We start from the raw sequence: 16,446 nt of genomic DNA on the forward strand, positions 1-16,446 counted from the left end.
TCAGAAAAACGTGCCATCTATCGGCGAGGAAGCGCTGGCATAGAGCTTTCGTGGCATCCGACCAGCCAGCCAGGCTTCGCGCCCGCTCTCCACGGCTTTGCGCATGGCGCTGGCCATCAGCACGGGATTGTTCGCCTCGGCAATGGCAGTGTTCATCAGCACGCCGTCACAGCCCAGCTCCATGGCAATGGTGGCGTCTGAGGGTGTGCCGACGCCGGCATCCACAATTATCGGCACTGCGGCGTTTTCCAGAATCATGCGGATGTTGTAGGGGTTTCGAATGCCCAGGCCGGAGCCGATTGGCGCACCCAGAGGCATGACGGCAATACAGCCGATTTCTTCCAGTCGTTTGGCAATCAGCGGGTCGTCGCTGGTGTAGACCATGACGTCGAAGCCGTCAGCAACCAGCTGCTCGGCGGCCGCCAGCGTTTCAGTAACATCCGGGTACAGAGTCTTCTGGTCGCCCAGCACTTCCAGTTTCACCAGTTTGTGCCCATCCAGCAGCTCGCGGGCCATGCGGCAGGTGCGCACCGCATCGGTGGCGGTGTAGCAGCCAGCCGTATTCGGCAGGATGGTGTAACGGTCAGGAGAAATGACTTCCAGCAGGTTTGGTTGATCCTTGTGCTGGCCAAGATTGACACGCCGGATCGCCACGGTGATCATTTCCGCGCCGCTGGCTTCCAGTGCCGCCAGATTCTCTTCAAAGCTTTTGTACTTGCCGCTGCCGATGATCAGGCGCGACTGGTAGGTTTTGCCGGCAAGTGTCAGTGGCTTGTCAGTATGGGACATAAAGCGTGGTTCCTCTGTGTTCAGCCGCCGCCGATGGCGTGCACAATTTCTATAATATCGCCGTCATGCAGCTGTGTTTCCCGGTGGCTGCTGCGCGGGACAATTTCACGATTGACTTCAACCGCCACGCGTCCGGTGGCCATATCCAGGTGCACCAGCAGATCCTGAATGGTGCAGGGTGCTGTGACGTCGATAGTGTCGCCATTAACTGTCAGCTTCATCAGCTGCGCCCCATCAGCATGGCAGCAGCCAGCAACAACCAGCCTGTCAGAAAAGCGACCCCGCCTATCGGCGTGATGGCGCCCAACCAGCGGATACCGCTCAGGCTGAGGATGTACAGGCTGCCGGAGAAGATGACAATACCAACCACGAAGGCCCAGCCGCTGGCGCGTAACAGGGTGGATTCACCGTACTGCATGCACAGCAGGCCAACACCAAACAGCGCCAGGGCGTGATACATATGGTACTGCACGCCAGTCTGAAAGACTGTCAGCAGATCCTCCGGTAACCGCGCCCGCAGGCCATGGGCGGCAAATGCGCCCAGCGCAACAGCAAGAAAACCATTGATGGCCGCGATGGCTACAAAGACTGCGGGCATGCTGACTCTCCAGGAAGAAAGACGTTTCAGTTAAACGCACATCCATGCGTCATAATAAAAAAGGCCGCTGTGATTAGCAGCGGCGCCTTTTTGCGTCGGGTTGGTAACGCAGGTGGCCGGTCAGGCGGTCAATACGCCCCGGACCTTGCTCATGGCATTCTGTTCAAGCTGGCGGATACGCTCTGCTGAGACATTATATCGCGCGGCCAGTTCGTGCAGTGTTGCCTTGGGTTCGTTCAGCCAGCGACTGGTGATGATGTCACGGCTACGCTCGTCCAGTTCGCTCATGGCTAGATGCAGGCTTTGAGTCTGACGCTCTTCCCACTCGTTTTCTTCCAGTTCGCGAGCCATATCGGAGCTGCTGTCTTCGAGGTAATACGCCGGCGACATGTAGGCGTCGTCATCATCGGCGTCCGGGTCTGCATCAAAGGCTTTGTCGTAGCCGCTCATGCGACCTTCCATCTGACGGACTACCGCAGCATCCACACCCAGGTCATCGGCCACCGCCTGCGCTTCGTCATTGCTCAACCAGCCCAGGCTCTTTTTGGCGCTGCGCAGGTTAAAGAACAGTTTTCGCTGTGCCTTGGTGGTTGCGATTTTGACGATGCGCCAGTTACGCAGAATGAATTCGTGCATTTCGGCCTTGATCCAGTGCACGGCAAAGGATACCAGTCGTACACCCATTTCCGGGTTGAAGCGTTTTACGGCCTTCATCAGGCCCACATTGCCTTCCTGAATCAGATCCGCCTGGGACAGGCCGTAACCGGAATAGCTGCGAGCCAGGTGCACAACAAAACGCAGGTGCGCCAGTACCAGCTGGCGAGCCGCTTCAAGATTGTTCTCGTAGTAGTACTGGTTGGCCAGCTCGAGCTCCTGCTCGGCAGTCAGCACCGGGATGCTGTTAACAGACGCAACGTAGGCCGTAAGGTCACGTCCCGGGACGGCCGGGCCGACCAGTTGTAAACTTCTTCCTGTCGTCATATTCTCTGTACTCATATACGTTCAGTAGATCCTTGAGTAAATCCTGAGAGTCATCTGAATCAATGGCTGGATGATCGCACTGGCGTAGTGACCTGCAGTGGTAAAACGCTTGCGGCGATCACCTCGCCCTTGTCCGATCATCCTACTTCAGACCCTATTTTAGCACTATTTATTGCATGAGTGATGTCCCTATGTCCAGCCTCACATTAACACGCGCCATCCGTCTTGCCACACTGGGCATGGGCCTTGCCCTGTCGGCGGCAGCCTGCACACCAGAGTCAGGCGATACCCCCGCCAGTCAGGCGTCTGCTCCTGCCGAATCGGCAACTGTCGAGAGTTCACAGGCCGAGCTGGGTCTGGGCGTCAATCTCGATAACCTGGATCCTACGATGCGGCCCCAGGATGATTTCTACCGTTATGTGAATGGAGGTTGGGACGACCGCACTGAAATTCCAGCTGACCGTTCGCGGTGGGGCAGTTTTGACGAATTACGCGAGACAGCCGAACAGCGCGTTCTCGACATCATTGCTGATGTAACCGCACCTGGTGGTGCGCAGACTGAAGAACAACAGAAAGTCGCCGACATTTACCAGTCTTTCATGAATCAGGCGCGTATCGAAGAGCTTGGTTTGCAGCCACTGCAGGATGACCTGGATGTTATCAGCGCCATCAGCAGTCATGAAGAGCTGATCGATTACTGGGCCCAGGCGCCGGCTGAAGGCCTGAATGCACCATTTGTATTTGGTGTAGGGCAGGACCAGCGTCAGTCAGATCAGTACATCACAACCATGTTCCAGGCTGGTCTGGGTATGCCGGACCGGGACTATTACCTCAGTGAGGATGCCCGTTTTGCCGAGATTCGCGCCTTGTACCGTGATTATATCGCCCAGTTGCTGGAGCTGGCCGGGCACGCCGATCCCGCGGGTGCCGCTGACCGCATAATCACGACAGAAACGCGACTGGCTGAGGTGCAGTGGACCCGCATCCAGAATCGCGATCGCAACGCCACCTATAACCGCATGACACCACAAGAGTTGAATCTGGCGGCTCCCGGTATTGACTGGCTACGCTATTTTTCAAGTTCAGATCTGCCTGAGATCGAGGCGCTGGTGGTTCGACAGCCTGCCTACCTGGAGGCCGTCGCCGATATGTATCAGGATGTCAGCATAGAAGCCTGGCGCGATTACCACACCTTCCAGCTGCTGAGTTCAGCCGCACCTTATCTGAGCGAAGATTTTGTGCAGGCACATTTTGACTTCTTTGGACAGGAACTGAGCGGCCAGCCAGAGCTGCGCGCCCGCGATCGACGCGCAGTTGACACCGTGCAGTCGCTGATGGGGTTTGCGGTTGGCAAAGTCTACGTGGAGCGGCACTTCCAGCAGGAGTCCAAGGACCGTATGGATGCGCTGGTGCGCAATCTGCTGGCGCAGTTTGAGGTGGCTATCAATGAACTGGAGTGGATGAGCGCCGAGACTAAAGTAGAGGCTCAGGACAAACTCTCCAAGCTCAATACAAAAATTGCCTACCCGGATGTCTGGCGTGATTATGAGTGCCTGGAAACGGCCGCTGACGATCTGGTTGGCAACATCATCCGCGCCACCCGCTGTGAATTCCAACGGGACATGGAGCGACTGGGTGGTGAGGTGGATCGCGACGAATGGTTCATGACACCGCAGACCGTCAACGCCTACTACTCGCCAACCATGAATGAAATCGTGTTCCCGGCGGGCATCCTGCAGCCGCCATTTTTTAACGTAGAGGCGGATGATGCCGTCAACTATGGCGCTATTGGCGCCGTGATCGGCCATGAGATCACTCACGCCTTTGACGACCAGGGGCGTCGTTCCGACGGAGAGGGCAACCTGCGCGACTGGTGGGAAGAAAGTGACGAAGAGCAGTTCACCGAGCGTGCCCAGCGCATGATCGATCAATATGACGCCTATGAACCAATCCCGGGTATGTTCATTCAGGGCGCTCTGTCACTGGGTGAGAATATCGCCGACCTGGGTGGTCTGACCGTTGCATTCCAGGCCTGGCAGCGCAGTCTGGAGGGCGAGCCGGCACCGGTTATCGAAGGATTTACCGGTGAGCAGCGTTTCTTCCTGGGCTATGGCCAGATATGGCGAACGCTGTTCCGTGACGAGGCAATGCGCCGCCAGCTGACGACCGGCCCACACTCACCAGGTATGTACCGCGTGCGGGGAACACTGTCCAATATGCCGGAATTCTATGAGGCATTTGGTGTTACCGAAGGTGATGGTATGTACCGTCCAGCAGCCGTTCGGGTCAAGATCTGGTAAGGGCACGCAGGTGGCGCGAAACAGAGAGTTTTGCGCCCAGCCACCCAAGGCCGGCGCTGCCCAGCAACAGGGCGGCGGCGCCGATACCACCCAGCCCGATAAGCTGATATTGCGGTCCGTAACTGGCCAGCAGGGTACTTGCCGGCTCTCGCAGCAGTAGCAGCATGCATTGCAGCAGCAGCCAGGCTGCCATTCCCCCAAACAGTCCATACCAGAGCCCCATATAAAGAAAGGGTCGCGCCATATAGCTGCGTGTTGCCCCCATCAGATCCATGACACGGATCTCTGCCTGACGATTGGCAATCAGGGTGCGTATGCTGTTGCCGGTGATAAACAGCACTGCAAACGCCAGAATGATGACCAGTGTCATCACGGTACGATCAATCAGCCTCGAAATGCCAGCAAGCCGCTCCAGCCATCGTTGATCCACCTGAATCTGGTCGACTCCGCTTAGGCCATTCAGCAGCTCTTGCAGTGACACCAGTGTTCCGTCGTCAGCGCTGGTTGGCTGGACTACAAATGCAGCTGGCAGTGGGTTTTCGGCCAGGCTATCCAGCACATCACCCAGGCCCGACCAGCGCGCAAAGTCTTCCGCTGCCTGCTTGGAAGAAATGAAGCGCAGACTGCCGACCAGTTCACTGTTGTCCAGTGCCTCGCGGATCTCGCTGATGCTTTGCTCGCTAATGTCCGGCGCCAGGTATACCGTCAGTCGATTGGTTGCCTCGAGGCGGTCTGTAAACTGCCCCAGGTTACTGCCGGCCACGTACAGCAGAGCCGGTAGCAGTAAAGCGATGCCAATAACGGCCAGGGTCATCAGGGTCGCGACGGGTTGGGCCAGCATGCGGCGGATTGTATCGAGCGCGCAATCTCTGTGATTGCTGGCCCAGGCATTGATGCGGATACGACGATCGCGCTCGCGGCGCGCCCCTTTGGTGTTGGCAGGCCTGTTCATCCGGCAGTTGCCCCGCTGCGGCTGGGGTGGTGCTCGTCACGGATCAGCTGGCCGTGGTCCAGCGTCAGAATGCGATGTCGCAGCCTGGTGATCAAGGAAAGATCGTGACTGGCAATCAGCATGCTGACACCGATCTGATTGAACTGTTCAAACAGGGCCATGATTTCGGCGGCCAGTTGCGGGTCCAGGTTGCCGGTCGGCTCATCGGCCAGCAGTATCTGCGGGCGATTCACCACTGCGCGGGCGATGCCGATGCGTTGCTGCTCCCCGCCGGACAGGGTCATGGGGTTGAGTTTTTCCTTGCTGAGCAGGCCGACCTTGTCCAGCGCGGCTCTGACTCGTCGCGCGGCCTCATGCTTGTCATAGCCGTCAATCTGCAGCGGCAGCGCGACGTTGTCGTATACGCTGCGGTCAAACAGGAGCTGGTGATCCTGGAACACCACACCGATGCGACGACGATAGTAAGGGATTTTGTTGGCAGGCAATCGGTGGATATTGCGGCCACCGACCAGAATCTGTCCCTGATTCAGTGGCTCGGAAAGCATCAGAAGTTTCAGCAGGGTGCTTTTGCCAGCGCCCGATCGACCAGTCAGGAAAACCATTTCGCCGCGATTCATGTCGAACGAGACCTGCTTCAGGGCTTCGTGCCCGCCCGGGTATCGTTTACTGACATCATCGAAGCGAATCATTTAGCGTTCGACCGGACCAAACAGAGCTGCGACAAACTCGTCTGCGTCGAAGGGACGCAGGTCTTCAGCCTGCTCGCCAATGCCGATGAACCGGATCGGCAGCTGCATGGCCTTGGCAATGGCGAATACCATACCGCCTTTGGCTGTACCATCCAGCTTGGTCAGACAAAGGCCGGTCAGATTCACTGCGTCATTGAAGGCTTTTGCCTGACTGAGAGCGTTCTGGCCCGTGGTGGCATCCAGCACCAGCATGACTTCATGCGGCAGGTCTGGATCCTGTTTCTTGAGGACCCGGACAATTTTCTCCAGTTCCTGCATCAGATTGGCTTTGTTGTGCAGGCGGCCCGCCGTGTCGGCAATCAGGACATCCATGCCGCGTGCCTTGGCAGACTGGTAGGCATCAAAGATGACTGACGCGCTGTCTGAGCCGGTTGCCTGCGCGACAACCGGTACCTTGTTGCGCTCGCCCCAGGCCTGCAGCTGCTCTACTGCTGCGGCGCGGAAGGTATCCCCGGCGGCCAGCATGACCCGGTGATTCTGGTCCTGAAAACGCCTGGCCAGTTTGCCAATGGTGGTGGTCTTGCCAACGCCATTCACGCCCACGATCAGAATCACATAGGGTTTCTTGCTGGTGTCGATGACCAGCGGTGCCGTGCAGGGATCCAGCAGCGCCCGCAACTCCGCACGCAGCTGGGTCATGAGTGCATCGGCGTCACTCAGCTGCTTGCGTTTCAGCCGCGCCGTCAGGGCGGAAATGACCTGTTCGGTTGCCTCGATGCCGACGTCTGCCGTCAGCAGCTGCATCTCGATGTCTTCCAGCAGATCTGCATCAATTTCCTTGCGACCGCCCACCAGGCTGGCCAGGCCTTCAGCAAGGTTGTCGCGGGTGCGGCTCAGCCCGAGACGCAGGCGGCCAAAAAAGCCTTCCGTCCTGGGCGGCTCGCCAGTGTCTTTTTTGCTGTTGGCAGCCGACTCTGCCCTTACTTTGGCTGCTGTCTCGGCCGCAGGTTCGATGTCGGGCTCAATGGCAGTTGAAACCGGCTTGTCGGCTTCATCACCGTTCTGCTTTCTGTCGTCGGCGTCTTTGGATTTCTTTCCAAAACCAAACATATGTACTTCCTGAAATGCGACTGTGTGCCATACACGGCAATTCGGTGTCTGACTAATTCTTGATTCGGAGCGGCAGCTCACCGCAGCGGGGCGCCTAGTTTAGCATCCCTGTGCACATCTGTGGGCTGAGTCAGTACAATGCAGGTTTAATTGCCTGCACCTGTAAGCGTGGAAACCCCGGTGCAGCGTGGGCTGACACTGAAATGGAATAGCAGATAATGGTTCGGCAATTCGGCGGTAAACAGAGGGCACGAGGACCCAGTGTAAATGGCACGGGGTCGCTGCGCATCATTGCTGGTGTCTGGCGGGGGCGTCGTATCACGTTTGCTGATGCGCCGGGATTGCGGCCGACGCCTGACCGGGTTCGGGAGACTGTATTCAACTGGCTTCAGGCGCTGGTGTCCGCGGAAGATTGTCTGGACCTGTATGCTGGCAGCGGTGCCTGCGGGTTGGAGGCGTTATCACGAGGTGCTCGCTCGGTCACCTTCGTGGATGCCGCCCGTGTAGCAACCGATACGATCCGCCAGCATCTGGTCACGCTGGAATCTGCGCCCGGTTTCGAGGGTCGCTATCAACTCGTTAACGCGCGTGCCGAGCAATGGCTGGTGACACAGTCTGCTGCAGCGCAAGGCACCAGTTTCGGGCTAGTGTTTCTGGATCCCCCGTTTGCGGATAACGTGCTGGTCGCGCAGTGCCAGGCGCTGGAGCAATCAGGGCTGTTGAAACCCGTCAGCCATGTATACCTTGAGTCTGGCGATCCATTGCCCGCGCCCGGCATCACGGAGCAGTTTCCGGAGAACTGGCAGCTGACTAAAAGCGGTCGTGCCGGAGCTGTGCATTTTGGCCTGTATCGGCGGGAGGCACCGTGAGTCCGCTTAATGTCAGAGAGCCACTGCGGTCTTCAGATCAACGTATCGACCTTGGCGATGAGTATCAGTCACCCTGGTGGTTGCCGGGCGGTCACCTGCAGACTGTCTGGCGAAAATTCGGCGCTCAGCCGCCGCTGTCCCGGCGTCGCCAGCGTATTGAGCTGAATGACGGCGATTTCATCGATGTCGATATCGCCGAGCCGCAGCCGGGGACCGTCGGCAGGTATGCAGGTGATCTGCCGCTGGTTTTGTTGCTGCACGGACTGGCAGGTTGCTCTGGTTCTCCTTACATTCTGGCCATGCAGGCGCTTTTGCAGCAGCAGGGAATTCGCAGTGTTGCCATGAATCTGCGTGGCTGCAGTGGCGAATTCAATCGCCTGCCGCAGGCTTACCACTCTGGTTGCTCGGACGATGTGGAGCAAGTGGTTACTACGCTGTTGGATCATGAAAATAATGATTGTCGGATCTGTGTTATCGGATACTCACTGGGTGCCAATGTGTTGATCAAATGGGCGAGCGAGACCCCTCTAGCATCGCGTCTGCAGGGGATGGTCAGCGTGTCCAATCCGTTCTCACTTGATACCTGCTGTAGGCGCATGGACTCGGGTCTGGCGAGTCTCTATGGACGATACTTTCTACGCCGCCTGCGCAGAGACCTGATTGCCAAGTATGAACACTTTAAGGCTCAGGGCTATCATGAACACACTGCACAGATAGATGCTCTGGGCGATCTGTCACAGTTGACGACCCTGCGTGAATTTGATGATGCGGTGACTGCGCCGCTGCACGGTTTTGACGGCGCAGAGGATTATTATGCGCGCTGCAGCAGTCGCCAGTTCCTGACGCGGATCAAAGCTCCCGTTTTGCTGGTGCATGGTTTGAATGACCCGATTATCCCTCCCCAGGCGCTGCCGGATCCGCACGAACTGCCCGTCGGTGCTATGTGGGATCTGCATCCCGCCGGCGGACATGTAGGATTTGCGGTGAATCGACAGAAAGACTGGCTGGAGCGGCGCGTACTGCGATTCATTGAGCTGACATAAGTTGATACGTGGTGTACCTTATCGTCTCCATTACAGGTCGCCTTCTGAATAAGGCAGACGCAACAGGACCCGTGTCTGTATGAAAACAGCCGTTTACCCAGGAACCTTCAATCCAATCACCAATGGACACACTGATCTGGTCGAGAGAGCCTCGCGCCTGTTCGATCACGTGATTGTCGCGATTGGCGTAAACAAACAGAAAAGCACGTCACTGTCGACTGAGCGGCGGGTGGAACTGGCCCGCAAGGTGCTGGGGCATCTCGATAATGTCGAAGTATGCTCGTTTGACACACTTCTGATCGACTTTGTCCGCGAACGTGGTGCCAAAGTCATCCTGAGGGGGCTGCGCACAGTGGCGGATTTTGAGTACGAATTTCAACTGGTGGGCATGAACCGGGCGCTGGATCCCAAGATCGAGACCATTTTCCTCGCCCCGGAGGAACACCTGTCCTACATTTCATCAACGCTGGTGCGCGAAATCGCGTCATACGGTGGTGATATTTCCCGCTTTGTACACCCGCTTGTCAATGAGGCGATGATCCAGCATCTTGCCGAGCAGTCCCGCTAGCGCTGGCATCGACGGCAGAACACAGTGCTGCGCTGACCGACCCGCAGTTCGGTAAGTGTCCCGCCGCAAACCAGACAGGGCTGTCCGCCGCGGCCGTAGACATTCAGGGATTGGCGAAAATAGCCTGGTTGTCCGTCCCCACCCACGAAGTCCCGCAGCGTCGTGCCGCCAACCTCAATTGCTCTGGCGATCACCAGCTTGATTTGTTCGGCCAGACGATCGCATCGCATTCGCGATAACTTGCCAGCCTCGGTCAATGGTCGTATTCCCGCCAGAAACAACGCTTCGTTGGCGTAGATGTTGCCCACCCCCACAACAACCTGACTGTCCATAATAAAGCTCTTGAGAGGAACCTTTCGGCCGCGGCTGCGTCTGTATAAATAGGCCCCGTCGAAATTTATTGACAGTGGTTCGGGTCCAAGATGGCTCAGCAGTGCGTGTTGCATTGGGTCTTCTGCGGTCCACAACATGGCACCAAAGCGTCGAGGATCGTGATAGCGAACTGCAATGCCGTGTTCGAAAATCAGGTCTATGTGATCGTGGACACGCGGTGGTTCCTGGGGATCAACTATTCTGAGGCTGCCTGACATACCCAGATGCACAAGCAAAGTTCCCGCATCGGTATGAATCATCAGGTACTTGCCACGCCGTGAGGTGTGGGTGATCTGAAGTCCTGGCAGGACAGTGGTGATCTGTTCAGAAACAGGCCAGCGTAAACGATTCTGACGCACTACCGTGCGAATCACGCGGCGCCCACTGATGTGGGGATCGATGCCGCGGCGGCTTGTTTCAACTTCGGGCAACTCGGGCATGATGTCTACACTTGCAAATTTGACGGGACATTATAGAGTTAAGTCAGGCTTAGTCCACCGAACGCCCAACAATAAGAAACGGAGTGCATCATGGCTCACCGATATGGCTCAAAAGGTGTATTGTTAGTCGCGCTGGGCATCTGCATGCCTGGTCTTGCAGTTGCTCAGGACGAGGTCGATGCAGGACTGGCACTGGTGTCCGATCATGAACAGATGATGGCTCGCGTGGAGCAGCTGCAACAGGAGGTGTCGAATCGCGAGTTGCCAGGCAACAGCTGGAATGCAGATGTTGCAGAGGCCCTGATTACGCTCGGGCAGGCATTGCAGGAAGCCAACGATCATCAGACAGCGCTGGAACACCTGGAGCGCTCGGTTCACATCAACAGAATCAATCACGGTCTGTTCAGTCTGCAGCAGGTACCGGCGCTGACGCTGCAAATCAAAAGTCACGAGGCCCTGGGTCAGTGGGAAGATGCGGATGGCCTGCGCCAGTATGTTTTTTATGTGCAGAGCAAGTCTCATATAAACAACAACCCGGAACTTATACCCGCCCTGGTTGACTACGCGAACTGGCACCTTGATGCATTCGCTGACCGGCGCGGCACCGAACCTACCACGCGATTACTGGATGCTTACCAGTTGTACGCTGTGGCGCTGAGCACCATCGAGAAGCAGCCAAACCCTGAGGCGTATCCGAAAGAGGAATACCTGCAACAGCTGGCATTCATTTCGTGGCTGATGCATCAGACTCGCACACTCAGCCGAATGGAGCTGCTGTATCACGAAGAGCGCAAAGTAGATGACAGCTGGGCTGATCTTAGGACTGACAAGCAATACCATGGCCGCAACAACGCCTATCTGCGCGGGGAGCTGGCGCTGCAACAGATCATCGATATCAAAGCCGCTCATCTTGCCGAGGCAGATCCTGGTTCTGCCGTTCATGATGAGCTGTTGAAGCAGTACGTAGAATCAATGCTGGACCTGGCAGACTGGAATCTGTTGTTTGAGCGACGCAATGGCGCGTCCCGTCAGTATGAGGCGGCCTGGGATGCCCTCGCAGACACGAACCCTGAGCTGGTTTCCGAGGTCTTTGATCGTGTTGTGCTGCTGCCGCGCTTTGAGCCGCGCGTCGGGCCCTCGCAGTCCCAGCCGCAGCAGGCAACAAGCAGCGTGGCGGCAGCAACAAGCAGCTATGCGTCGACCTCATTCGCGCCCACCTACAATGACGTGGTGGAAGACCGCATCGCGCAGCAGGACGAACTCGGCTACGTCACAATCGAATTCGACATTAATCGTTTTGGTCGTGCCACCAACATCTCCTTGCTGGAGTCAGATGCCAGCGACGTGGATGACGAGATCAGTCGCAGAATGGTCAACGCCCTGCGCTATAGTAAGTTGCGCCCGCGCATCCGGGACGGCAAGGCCATCTCTGTCGAGGGACTGGTCTATCGTTTCCCTTATGAGATAGCAAGTGACGAGGCTGCTGCGCAATAATGGTGACAAGGCTCAGGTCTATTTAATAGTGCCTGACGATACACGTACGTCCAACTGCCTGACATGGCTGGAGTTGTAGAAGATGGACAGAACGGTGATTAAGACATTGACGACGCTTGCAGCGGCAGCATTGATTCTGAGCGCCTGCGAAACCACGCAGCAGACCCAATCGAGCATGCCGCAGATGCCCTCGATGCCATCGAGCAGTTCTTCCATGCCTTCTTCCAGTAGTTCCAGCGGTTCAAGCGGTTCCAGTGGGCCCTCAATGCCTTCTTCAGGAGGTTCCAGCGGTTCCAGCAGTGCCTCGATGCCTTCAGGTGGTTCCAGTGGTTCAAGCGGATCTTCCATGCCCTCAATGCCGTCCGGCGGCGCCAGCGGCGGTGGCAGTGCCTCAATGCCCTCGGGCACAGCTGGAACATCAGGTGCCTCGTCGTCCTCCGGCTTGCCTGATTTTTCCAGCGGACGCCGCCCGGCATCGTCAGGCGGCAGTTTTCCCGGCGGACAGACTGCCGGTGGGGGGCAGGCCAGTGCCGGCGGCCAGGCAGGTTCAAGTCAGGGCGGAACCTCAGGACAGGGCAGCGGCCAGAGTGGCAGCGGGCCAACCTTCCAGGTGGGCACCAGTGGTATGGGTTTTCCTGACGTAATTGGTGGTTCCATGCCCGGCGGTGGCAGCAGCGCTGGCGGCAGCATGCCCGGTGCGCCCTCAGGCAGTGGTATGCCAGGATCAGGCTCAATGCCGGGCTCAGGCAGTATGCCTGGCGCAGGTTCAATGCCGGGTTCCGGCAGTATGCCAGGTTCCGGCACTATGCCGGGTTCGGGGTCCATGCCAGGTGGAGTTGCAGGATCAGGCAGTAGCGGCACCAGTGGTGGCATGGGCACAGGTACCATCGCCGGCGGTGGCACCGGCAGTCGCGCAGGTTCGGGGACCGGCGCGGGCACTGTGAGTGGCACCGGACAGGGCGCAGGAACCGGCAGCAACCCGGGTTACGGGGGTGGCACCGGCAGTTATGGTAGTGGCTCGGGAGGCTACGGCAGCGGGACAATGACTGCCAGTGAGCGAGTCGCTGTGCTCGACGGTCAGCTGGGCAGCGCCTATGAAGATTTTGACGGCATGATTCTGGCTGAGCGCGGGCGCGCTCAAAGACAAAGCAACGAAGCAGGCGCTGATCCTGCCGGCCTGTATGACGAAGGTGGGCAGGGCGCTGGCGGCGGCTCGCAGACCGGGCCTGGTGGCGGGGGACTGCCAGGTGTGGTTGCAGCCGGGCAAGGCAGCATTACAGAGGGACAGGGTGGTGTGATCGCCTCGAATGGCGGCGGCCAGGGTCCGCAGTCGGGAGGCTCCGGCGGATCGGTTGGTGGTCTGAACGGTGGCAGTGCGGGGGAGCAGGGTGAATATCCAATTCCTGACGATATACCCCCCACTGACCGTGGCGACGATGTGGTCGCGCGTCAGATTCGCGAGGCCGCGATGCGGGAGCCCGATCCGGAATTGCGCGAGGCGTTGTGGGATGAATATCGCCGCTACACAGGTATCGGCGAATAAGGGGAGAGGTAACAGCAATGCGAGCACTGAAGTCCGTTATGGCGCTTGGCGCAGTCATGATGCTGGCGCTAACTGGTTGTGCGACCACATCAGTCAAATCCACTGAGTTTGTCCCGATTGAGCAGGGCGTGCTCCCCGCCGACGACAACCTGATCATGGATGTCGCTGTCAGGGTTTTCGACCCCGGTATTGATGAAGTGGAAGAAGATGAACTCGACCGGACCAACTTTGAGATCCGCCGTGCCGAATCACGTTACGCGCCGTATTTGATGGCTGAGACACTGCAACGCTCCGGCAACTGGGGCGTGGTGCGTGTTGTGCCCACTGAGCGCAGCGTCATGGATGTCATTGTCGAGGGCCAGCTGCTGCTGTCTAACGGCGAAGGCATGATCATTGATGTCACGGTGACAGATGCGACCGGCCGGCAGTGGTACAGCCGCGAGTACGAAGAGCACATCAGCCAGTACAACTACGATCCCACGCAGCGGCAGTCACATGACCCCTTCCAGGTGATCTACAACACTATTGCCAATGACATGCTCGAGTTCCGGCGCCAGAACCTGAGTGCCGAAGAAATTCGCAATATACGCACAGTGGCCGAGTTGAAGTTTGCCGCCGAGTTTGCCCCCGAGATCTACGGTGACTATCTGGCGACTGATGAGCGCGGCATCACACGTCCGGTCCGGCTGCCAGCCGACAACGACCCAAACATGGCGCGTATCCGCGACATCCGTGAGAGGGACAATCTCTTTGTTGACACAATTCAGGACTACTATGCCACTTACGTGCGCGAGATGCGTGGCCCATACGATGCCTGGCGTGAAGTCAGTTACCGGGAAACGCTGGCGCTGGAAGAAACCGAACGCTCTGCACGACGTCGCTTTCTGCTGGGTGCCGCTGCCATAGCCGGTGGTATTGCGGGGGTCAGCCAGAACAGCGCTGCGGCCCAGACAGCCGGCATCGTTGGCGTGGGTGCAGGAGCCTATCTGGTTCGTAGTGGTTTTGATCGCTCAGCCGAGGCCAGCATGCACATTGCGGCCTTGCAGGAGATTGGTGAATCGCTGCAGAATGAAGTGGCACCCAAGGTGATCGAACTGGACGACCGCACTGTGATGCTGAATGGCACTGTTGAAGAGCAATATGAACAGTGGCAGGACATCCTGATGGAGATTTATCGAACGGAGACAGGCGGGATCTGATGGCAGTAACGAACAAGGATAGAATTTCCCCCTGGGTGTGGGTCGCTCTTGCAGTCCTGTTCCTCCTGGCACTTGCCGTTATTTTTGTTCTACCCAGAGTTGTCGAACAGTACGAGCTGCCGCTGACCGCGCGAGTGGAGCAGACGGCTGCTCCTGCGCCCGCCAACGCCCCGTCACGTCCTGCCGGAACCAATGTTTCCCCCTTCGAGGAAGCGCAGCTGGCGCGACAGCGCCGCGAAGCGCAGGACATTCTGGCTGAATTACTGCGCAAACAATCCGAACTCGAAATGCTGGGCGTCGAACAATGGGCGCCAGACCGCTTTGCATCCGCTCTGACAACGGCTCAGGAAGGCGATACCTTCTACCGAAACGGCGAATTTGACGCGGCGACCCAGTCGTATCAGCAGGGTGATCAAGCGCTGGATGCGCTGCTGGAACAGGTCGATGATGAATTCGCGCGAGCGATGGAAGCCGGCAATGCTGCGCTGGCCGCCGTTGATTCAGGCACTGCCCGCGAACAATTCACCCTGGCCGCAACCCTGGATCCAACCAGTGAAGAAGCTGACCAGGGCCTGCGTCGTGCTGAAACGCTGGATGAAGTCCGTGGCCTGCTGGACCAGGGAATTGCCCTGCAGCAACAGGGTGATCTGACGGGTGCTCAGGATTTGTTTGAACAGGCCATCGCGCTGGACCCGCTGCATCAGGAGGCAGACAGTCTGTTGGCAGACAACCAGCAGCGCCAGACGGATGCCCGCTTTACGGCCATCATGTCAGAAGGTTTTGCCTATCTTGAGAACGACCAGGCTGATGCCGCGATCGCGGCCTTTGAGCGTGCCCTGCAGGTCAGGCCCGGATCAGAACAGGCCGCCGAAGCCATTCGCCAGACTCGTGAAGAATTGACACTGGATTCAATTGCGCGACTGCGCAGCCAGGCCGAAACTGCCGAAGAGAATGAACAATGGCAGCAGGCCATTGATCTCTACACGCAGGCGCTGGCACTGGATGCCAACCTGGTGTTCGCCACCGAAGGTAAGGATTATTCAGAGCGTCGTCTGCAACTTGATGTGCTGCTGCAGACGAACCTGGACGAACCACTGCGTCTTTCTGATCCGGCAGCGCACCAGGAAGCCATAGATGTGTATCGCATTGCATCCGAATTGGCGGCTGATCTGCGCGCCGACGGCGTGGATCCTGGTGAGCGCCTGGAGGCACAGATTGAGCAGACCGGCCAGCTACTCGACATGATGCAGGAGCAGCATCCGGTCACTCTGGTATCTGATAATGCGACCGCTGTGACGATCTACCAGATTGGTGAGCTCGGTACATTTCAACAGACCTCGGTAATGCTTCGCCCGGGCCGCTATGTGGCTGTGGGTACCCGCCCCGGATACCGTGATGTCAGACAGGAATTTGTTGTAGGATTTGGACAGGCACCTGGCACGGTCACCGTCAATATTCAGTGCAACGAGCAGGTCGCAGGCACTTAGCGAGCGTTAACT

The 16,446-nt window shown here is 58.0% G+C and carries 17 protein-coding genes; 8 read left to right on the forward strand and 9 right to left on the reverse strand.

From position 1 onward, the window contains the following. From LVD14_RS03600 to rpoH, 4 genes are all read right to left on the reverse strand, one after another. Nucleotides 1–789, reverse strand: coding sequence for a thiazole synthase (locus LVD14_RS03600; protein ID WP_237132660.1), 789 nt, complete (start codon nt 787–789; stop codon nt 1–3). 20 nt (nt 790–809) lie between these two features. Continuing rightward, entirely contained in the window at nt 810–1,010 is a 201-nt protein-coding gene (gene thiS, locus LVD14_RS03605; protein ID WP_237132661.1) for a sulfur carrier protein ThiS, read from the reverse strand. Next, nucleotides 1,010–1,387, reverse strand: a complete 378-nt coding sequence (locus LVD14_RS03610) for a DUF423 domain-containing protein (RefSeq protein ID WP_237132662.1) — start codon at nt 1,385–1,387, stop codon at nt 1,010–1,012. The genes thiS and LVD14_RS03610 overlap by 1 nt, the downstream gene beginning before the upstream one ends. Nucleotides 1,388–1,507: 120 nt before the next feature. Next, on the reverse strand, nt 1,508–2,368 hold the full coding sequence (gene rpoH, locus LVD14_RS03615; RefSeq protein ID WP_237133411.1) for an RNA polymerase sigma factor RpoH: 861 nt from the start codon (nt 2,366–2,368) through the stop codon (nt 1,508–1,510). Between the two features lie 191 nt (nt 2,369–2,559). Here rpoH and LVD14_RS03620 point away from each other — a divergent pair, with 191 nt between their 5' ends. Next, nucleotides 2,560–4,668, forward strand: coding sequence for a M13 family metallopeptidase (locus LVD14_RS03620; protein ID WP_237132663.1), 2,109 nt, complete (start codon nt 2,560–2,562; stop codon nt 4,666–4,668). On the opposite strand, the gene ftsX is transcribed toward LVD14_RS03620, so the two are convergent. From ftsX to ftsY, 3 genes are read right to left on the reverse strand one after another with little or no spacing between them, the layout of a single operon-like run. After that, entirely contained in the window at nt 4,655–5,620 is a 966-nt protein-coding gene (ftsX, locus tag LVD14_RS03625; protein WP_237132664.1) for a permease-like cell division protein FtsX, read from the reverse strand. The two genes, LVD14_RS03620 and ftsX, sit on opposite strands and share 14 nt — an antisense overlap. Then, nucleotides 5,617–6,309 (reverse strand): cell division ATP-binding protein FtsE, encoded by a 693-nt coding sequence (gene ftsE / locus LVD14_RS03630; RefSeq protein ID WP_237132665.1) that lies wholly within the window; start codon nt 6,307–6,309, stop codon nt 5,617–5,619. The genes ftsX and ftsE overlap by 4 nt, the downstream gene beginning before the upstream one ends. Continuing rightward, entirely contained in the window at nt 6,310–7,419 is a 1,110-nt protein-coding gene (gene ftsY, locus LVD14_RS03635; RefSeq protein WP_237132666.1) for a signal recognition particle-docking protein FtsY, read from the reverse strand. A 218-nt stretch (nt 7,420–7,637) separates the two neighbouring features. Between ftsY and rsmD the strand changes: the two genes are divergently transcribed. From rsmD to coaD, 3 genes are all read left to right on the forward strand, one after another. Beyond that, nucleotides 7,638–8,288 (forward strand): 16S rRNA (guanine(966)-N(2))-methyltransferase RsmD, encoded by a 651-nt coding sequence (gene rsmD / locus LVD14_RS03640; protein WP_237132667.1) that lies wholly within the window; start codon nt 7,638–7,640, stop codon nt 8,286–8,288. After that, nucleotides 8,285–9,331, forward strand: coding sequence for a YheT family hydrolase (locus LVD14_RS03645; RefSeq protein WP_237132668.1), 1,047 nt, complete (start codon nt 8,285–8,287; stop codon nt 9,329–9,331). The genes rsmD and LVD14_RS03645 overlap by 4 nt, the downstream gene beginning before the upstream one ends. A 79-nt stretch (nt 9,332–9,410) precedes the next feature. Further along, a complete protein-coding gene (gene coaD, locus LVD14_RS03650) occupies nt 9,411–9,899 on the forward strand; it encodes a pantetheine-phosphate adenylyltransferase (protein ID WP_237132669.1) in 489 nt (162 codons plus the stop codon). On the opposite strand, the gene mutM is transcribed toward coaD, so the two are convergent. Continuing rightward, nucleotides 9,896–10,711, reverse strand: coding sequence for a bifunctional DNA-formamidopyrimidine glycosylase/DNA-(apurinic or apyrimidinic site) lyase (gene mutM / locus LVD14_RS03655; RefSeq protein ID WP_237132670.1), 816 nt, complete (start codon nt 10,709–10,711; stop codon nt 9,896–9,898). The genes coaD and mutM overlap by 4 nt on opposite strands. A gap of 90 nt (nt 10,712–10,801) precedes the next feature. Between mutM and LVD14_RS03660 the strand changes: the two genes are divergently transcribed. Then, nucleotides 10,802–12,205, forward strand: coding sequence for an energy transducer TonB (locus tag LVD14_RS03660; protein ID WP_237132671.1), 1,404 nt, complete (start codon nt 10,802–10,804; stop codon nt 12,203–12,205). Between the two features lie 18 nt (nt 12,206–12,223). On the opposite strand, the gene LVD14_RS03665 is transcribed toward LVD14_RS03660, so the two are convergent. Beyond that, on the reverse strand, nt 12,224–12,613 hold the full coding sequence (locus LVD14_RS03665; RefSeq protein ID WP_237132672.1) for a hypothetical protein: 390 nt from the start codon (nt 12,611–12,613) through the stop codon (nt 12,224–12,226). On the opposite strand from LVD14_RS03665, the gene LVD14_RS03670 reads away from it, so the two are divergent. The 3 genes from LVD14_RS03670 to LVD14_RS03680 are packed head-to-tail and all read left to right on the forward strand — an operon-like array spanning nt 12,600 to nt 16,434. Next, nucleotides 12,600–13,748, forward strand: a complete 1,149-nt coding sequence (locus LVD14_RS03670) for a hypothetical protein (RefSeq protein ID WP_237132673.1) — start codon at nt 12,600–12,602, stop codon at nt 13,746–13,748. The genes LVD14_RS03665 and LVD14_RS03670 overlap by 14 nt on opposite strands. A 17-nt stretch (nt 13,749–13,765) precedes the next feature. Then, nucleotides 13,766–14,947, forward strand: coding sequence for a hypothetical protein (locus LVD14_RS03675; RefSeq protein ID WP_237132674.1), 1,182 nt, complete (start codon nt 13,766–13,768; stop codon nt 14,945–14,947). After that, nucleotides 14,947–16,434: a hypothetical protein gene (locus LVD14_RS03680; RefSeq protein WP_237132675.1), complete on the forward strand. Its 1,488-nt coding sequence runs from the start codon at nt 14,947–14,949 to the stop codon at nt 16,432–16,434. Before LVD14_RS03675 ends, LVD14_RS03680 begins: the two co-directional genes overlap by 1 nt. Nucleotides 16,435–16,446 lie beyond the last annotated feature (12 nt).

Source organism: Pseudohongiella sp. O18 (genome assembly GCF_021729085.1).
GTDB lineage: Bacteria > Pseudomonadota > Gammaproteobacteria > Pseudomonadales > Pseudohongiellaceae > Pseudohongiella.

Excerpts from the sequence above, each read along its gene's own strand:
- coaD (WP_237132669.1), top strand. The coding sequence starts at position 9,411 with ATGAAAACAGCCGTTTACCCAGGAACCTTCAATCCAATCACCAATGGA.
- rsmD (WP_237132667.1), top strand. The coding sequence starts at position 7,638 with ATGGTTCGGCAATTCGGCGGTAAACAGAGGGCACGAGGACCCAGTGTA.
- ftsX (WP_237132664.1), bottom strand. The coding sequence starts at position 5,620 with ATGAACAGGCCTGCCAACACCAAAGGGGCGCGCCGCGAGCGCGATCGT.
- LVD14_RS03670 (WP_237132673.1), top strand. The coding sequence starts at position 12,600 with ATGCCCTCGGGCACAGCTGGAACATCAGGTGCCTCGTCGTCCTCCGGC.
- LVD14_RS03680 (WP_237132675.1), top strand. The coding sequence starts at position 14,947 with ATGGCAGTAACGAACAAGGATAGAATTTCCCCCTGGGTGTGGGTCGCT.
- LVD14_RS03620 (WP_237132663.1), top strand. The coding sequence starts at position 2,560 with ATGTCCAGCCTCACATTAACACGCGCCATCCGTCTTGCCACACTGGGC.
- ftsE (WP_237132665.1), bottom strand. The coding sequence starts at position 6,309 with ATGATTCGCTTCGATGATGTCAGTAAACGATACCCGGGCGGGCACGAA.
- mutM (WP_237132670.1), bottom strand. The coding sequence starts at position 10,711 with ATGCCCGAGTTGCCCGAAGTTGAAACAAGCCGCCGCGGCATCGATCCC.
- ftsY (WP_237132666.1), bottom strand. The coding sequence starts at position 7,419 with ATGTTTGGTTTTGGAAAGAAATCCAAAGACGCCGACGACAGAAAGCAG.
- LVD14_RS03660 (WP_237132671.1), top strand. The coding sequence starts at position 10,802 with ATGGCTCACCGATATGGCTCAAAAGGTGTATTGTTAGTCGCGCTGGGC.
- thiS (WP_237132661.1), bottom strand. The coding sequence starts at position 1,010 with ATGAAGCTGACAGTTAATGGCGACACTATCGACGTCACAGCACCCTGC.
- LVD14_RS03675 (WP_237132674.1), top strand. The coding sequence starts at position 13,766 with ATGCGAGCACTGAAGTCCGTTATGGCGCTTGGCGCAGTCATGATGCTG.
- rpoH (WP_237133411.1), bottom strand. The coding sequence starts at position 2,368 with ATGACGACAGGAAGAAGTTTACAACTGGTCGGCCCGGCCGTCCCGGGA.
- LVD14_RS03610 (WP_237132662.1), bottom strand. The coding sequence starts at position 1,387 with ATGCCCGCAGTCTTTGTAGCCATCGCGGCCATCAATGGTTTTCTTGCT.
- LVD14_RS03600 (WP_237132660.1), bottom strand. The coding sequence starts at position 789 with ATGTCCCATACTGACAAGCCACTGACACTTGCCGGCAAAACCTACCAG.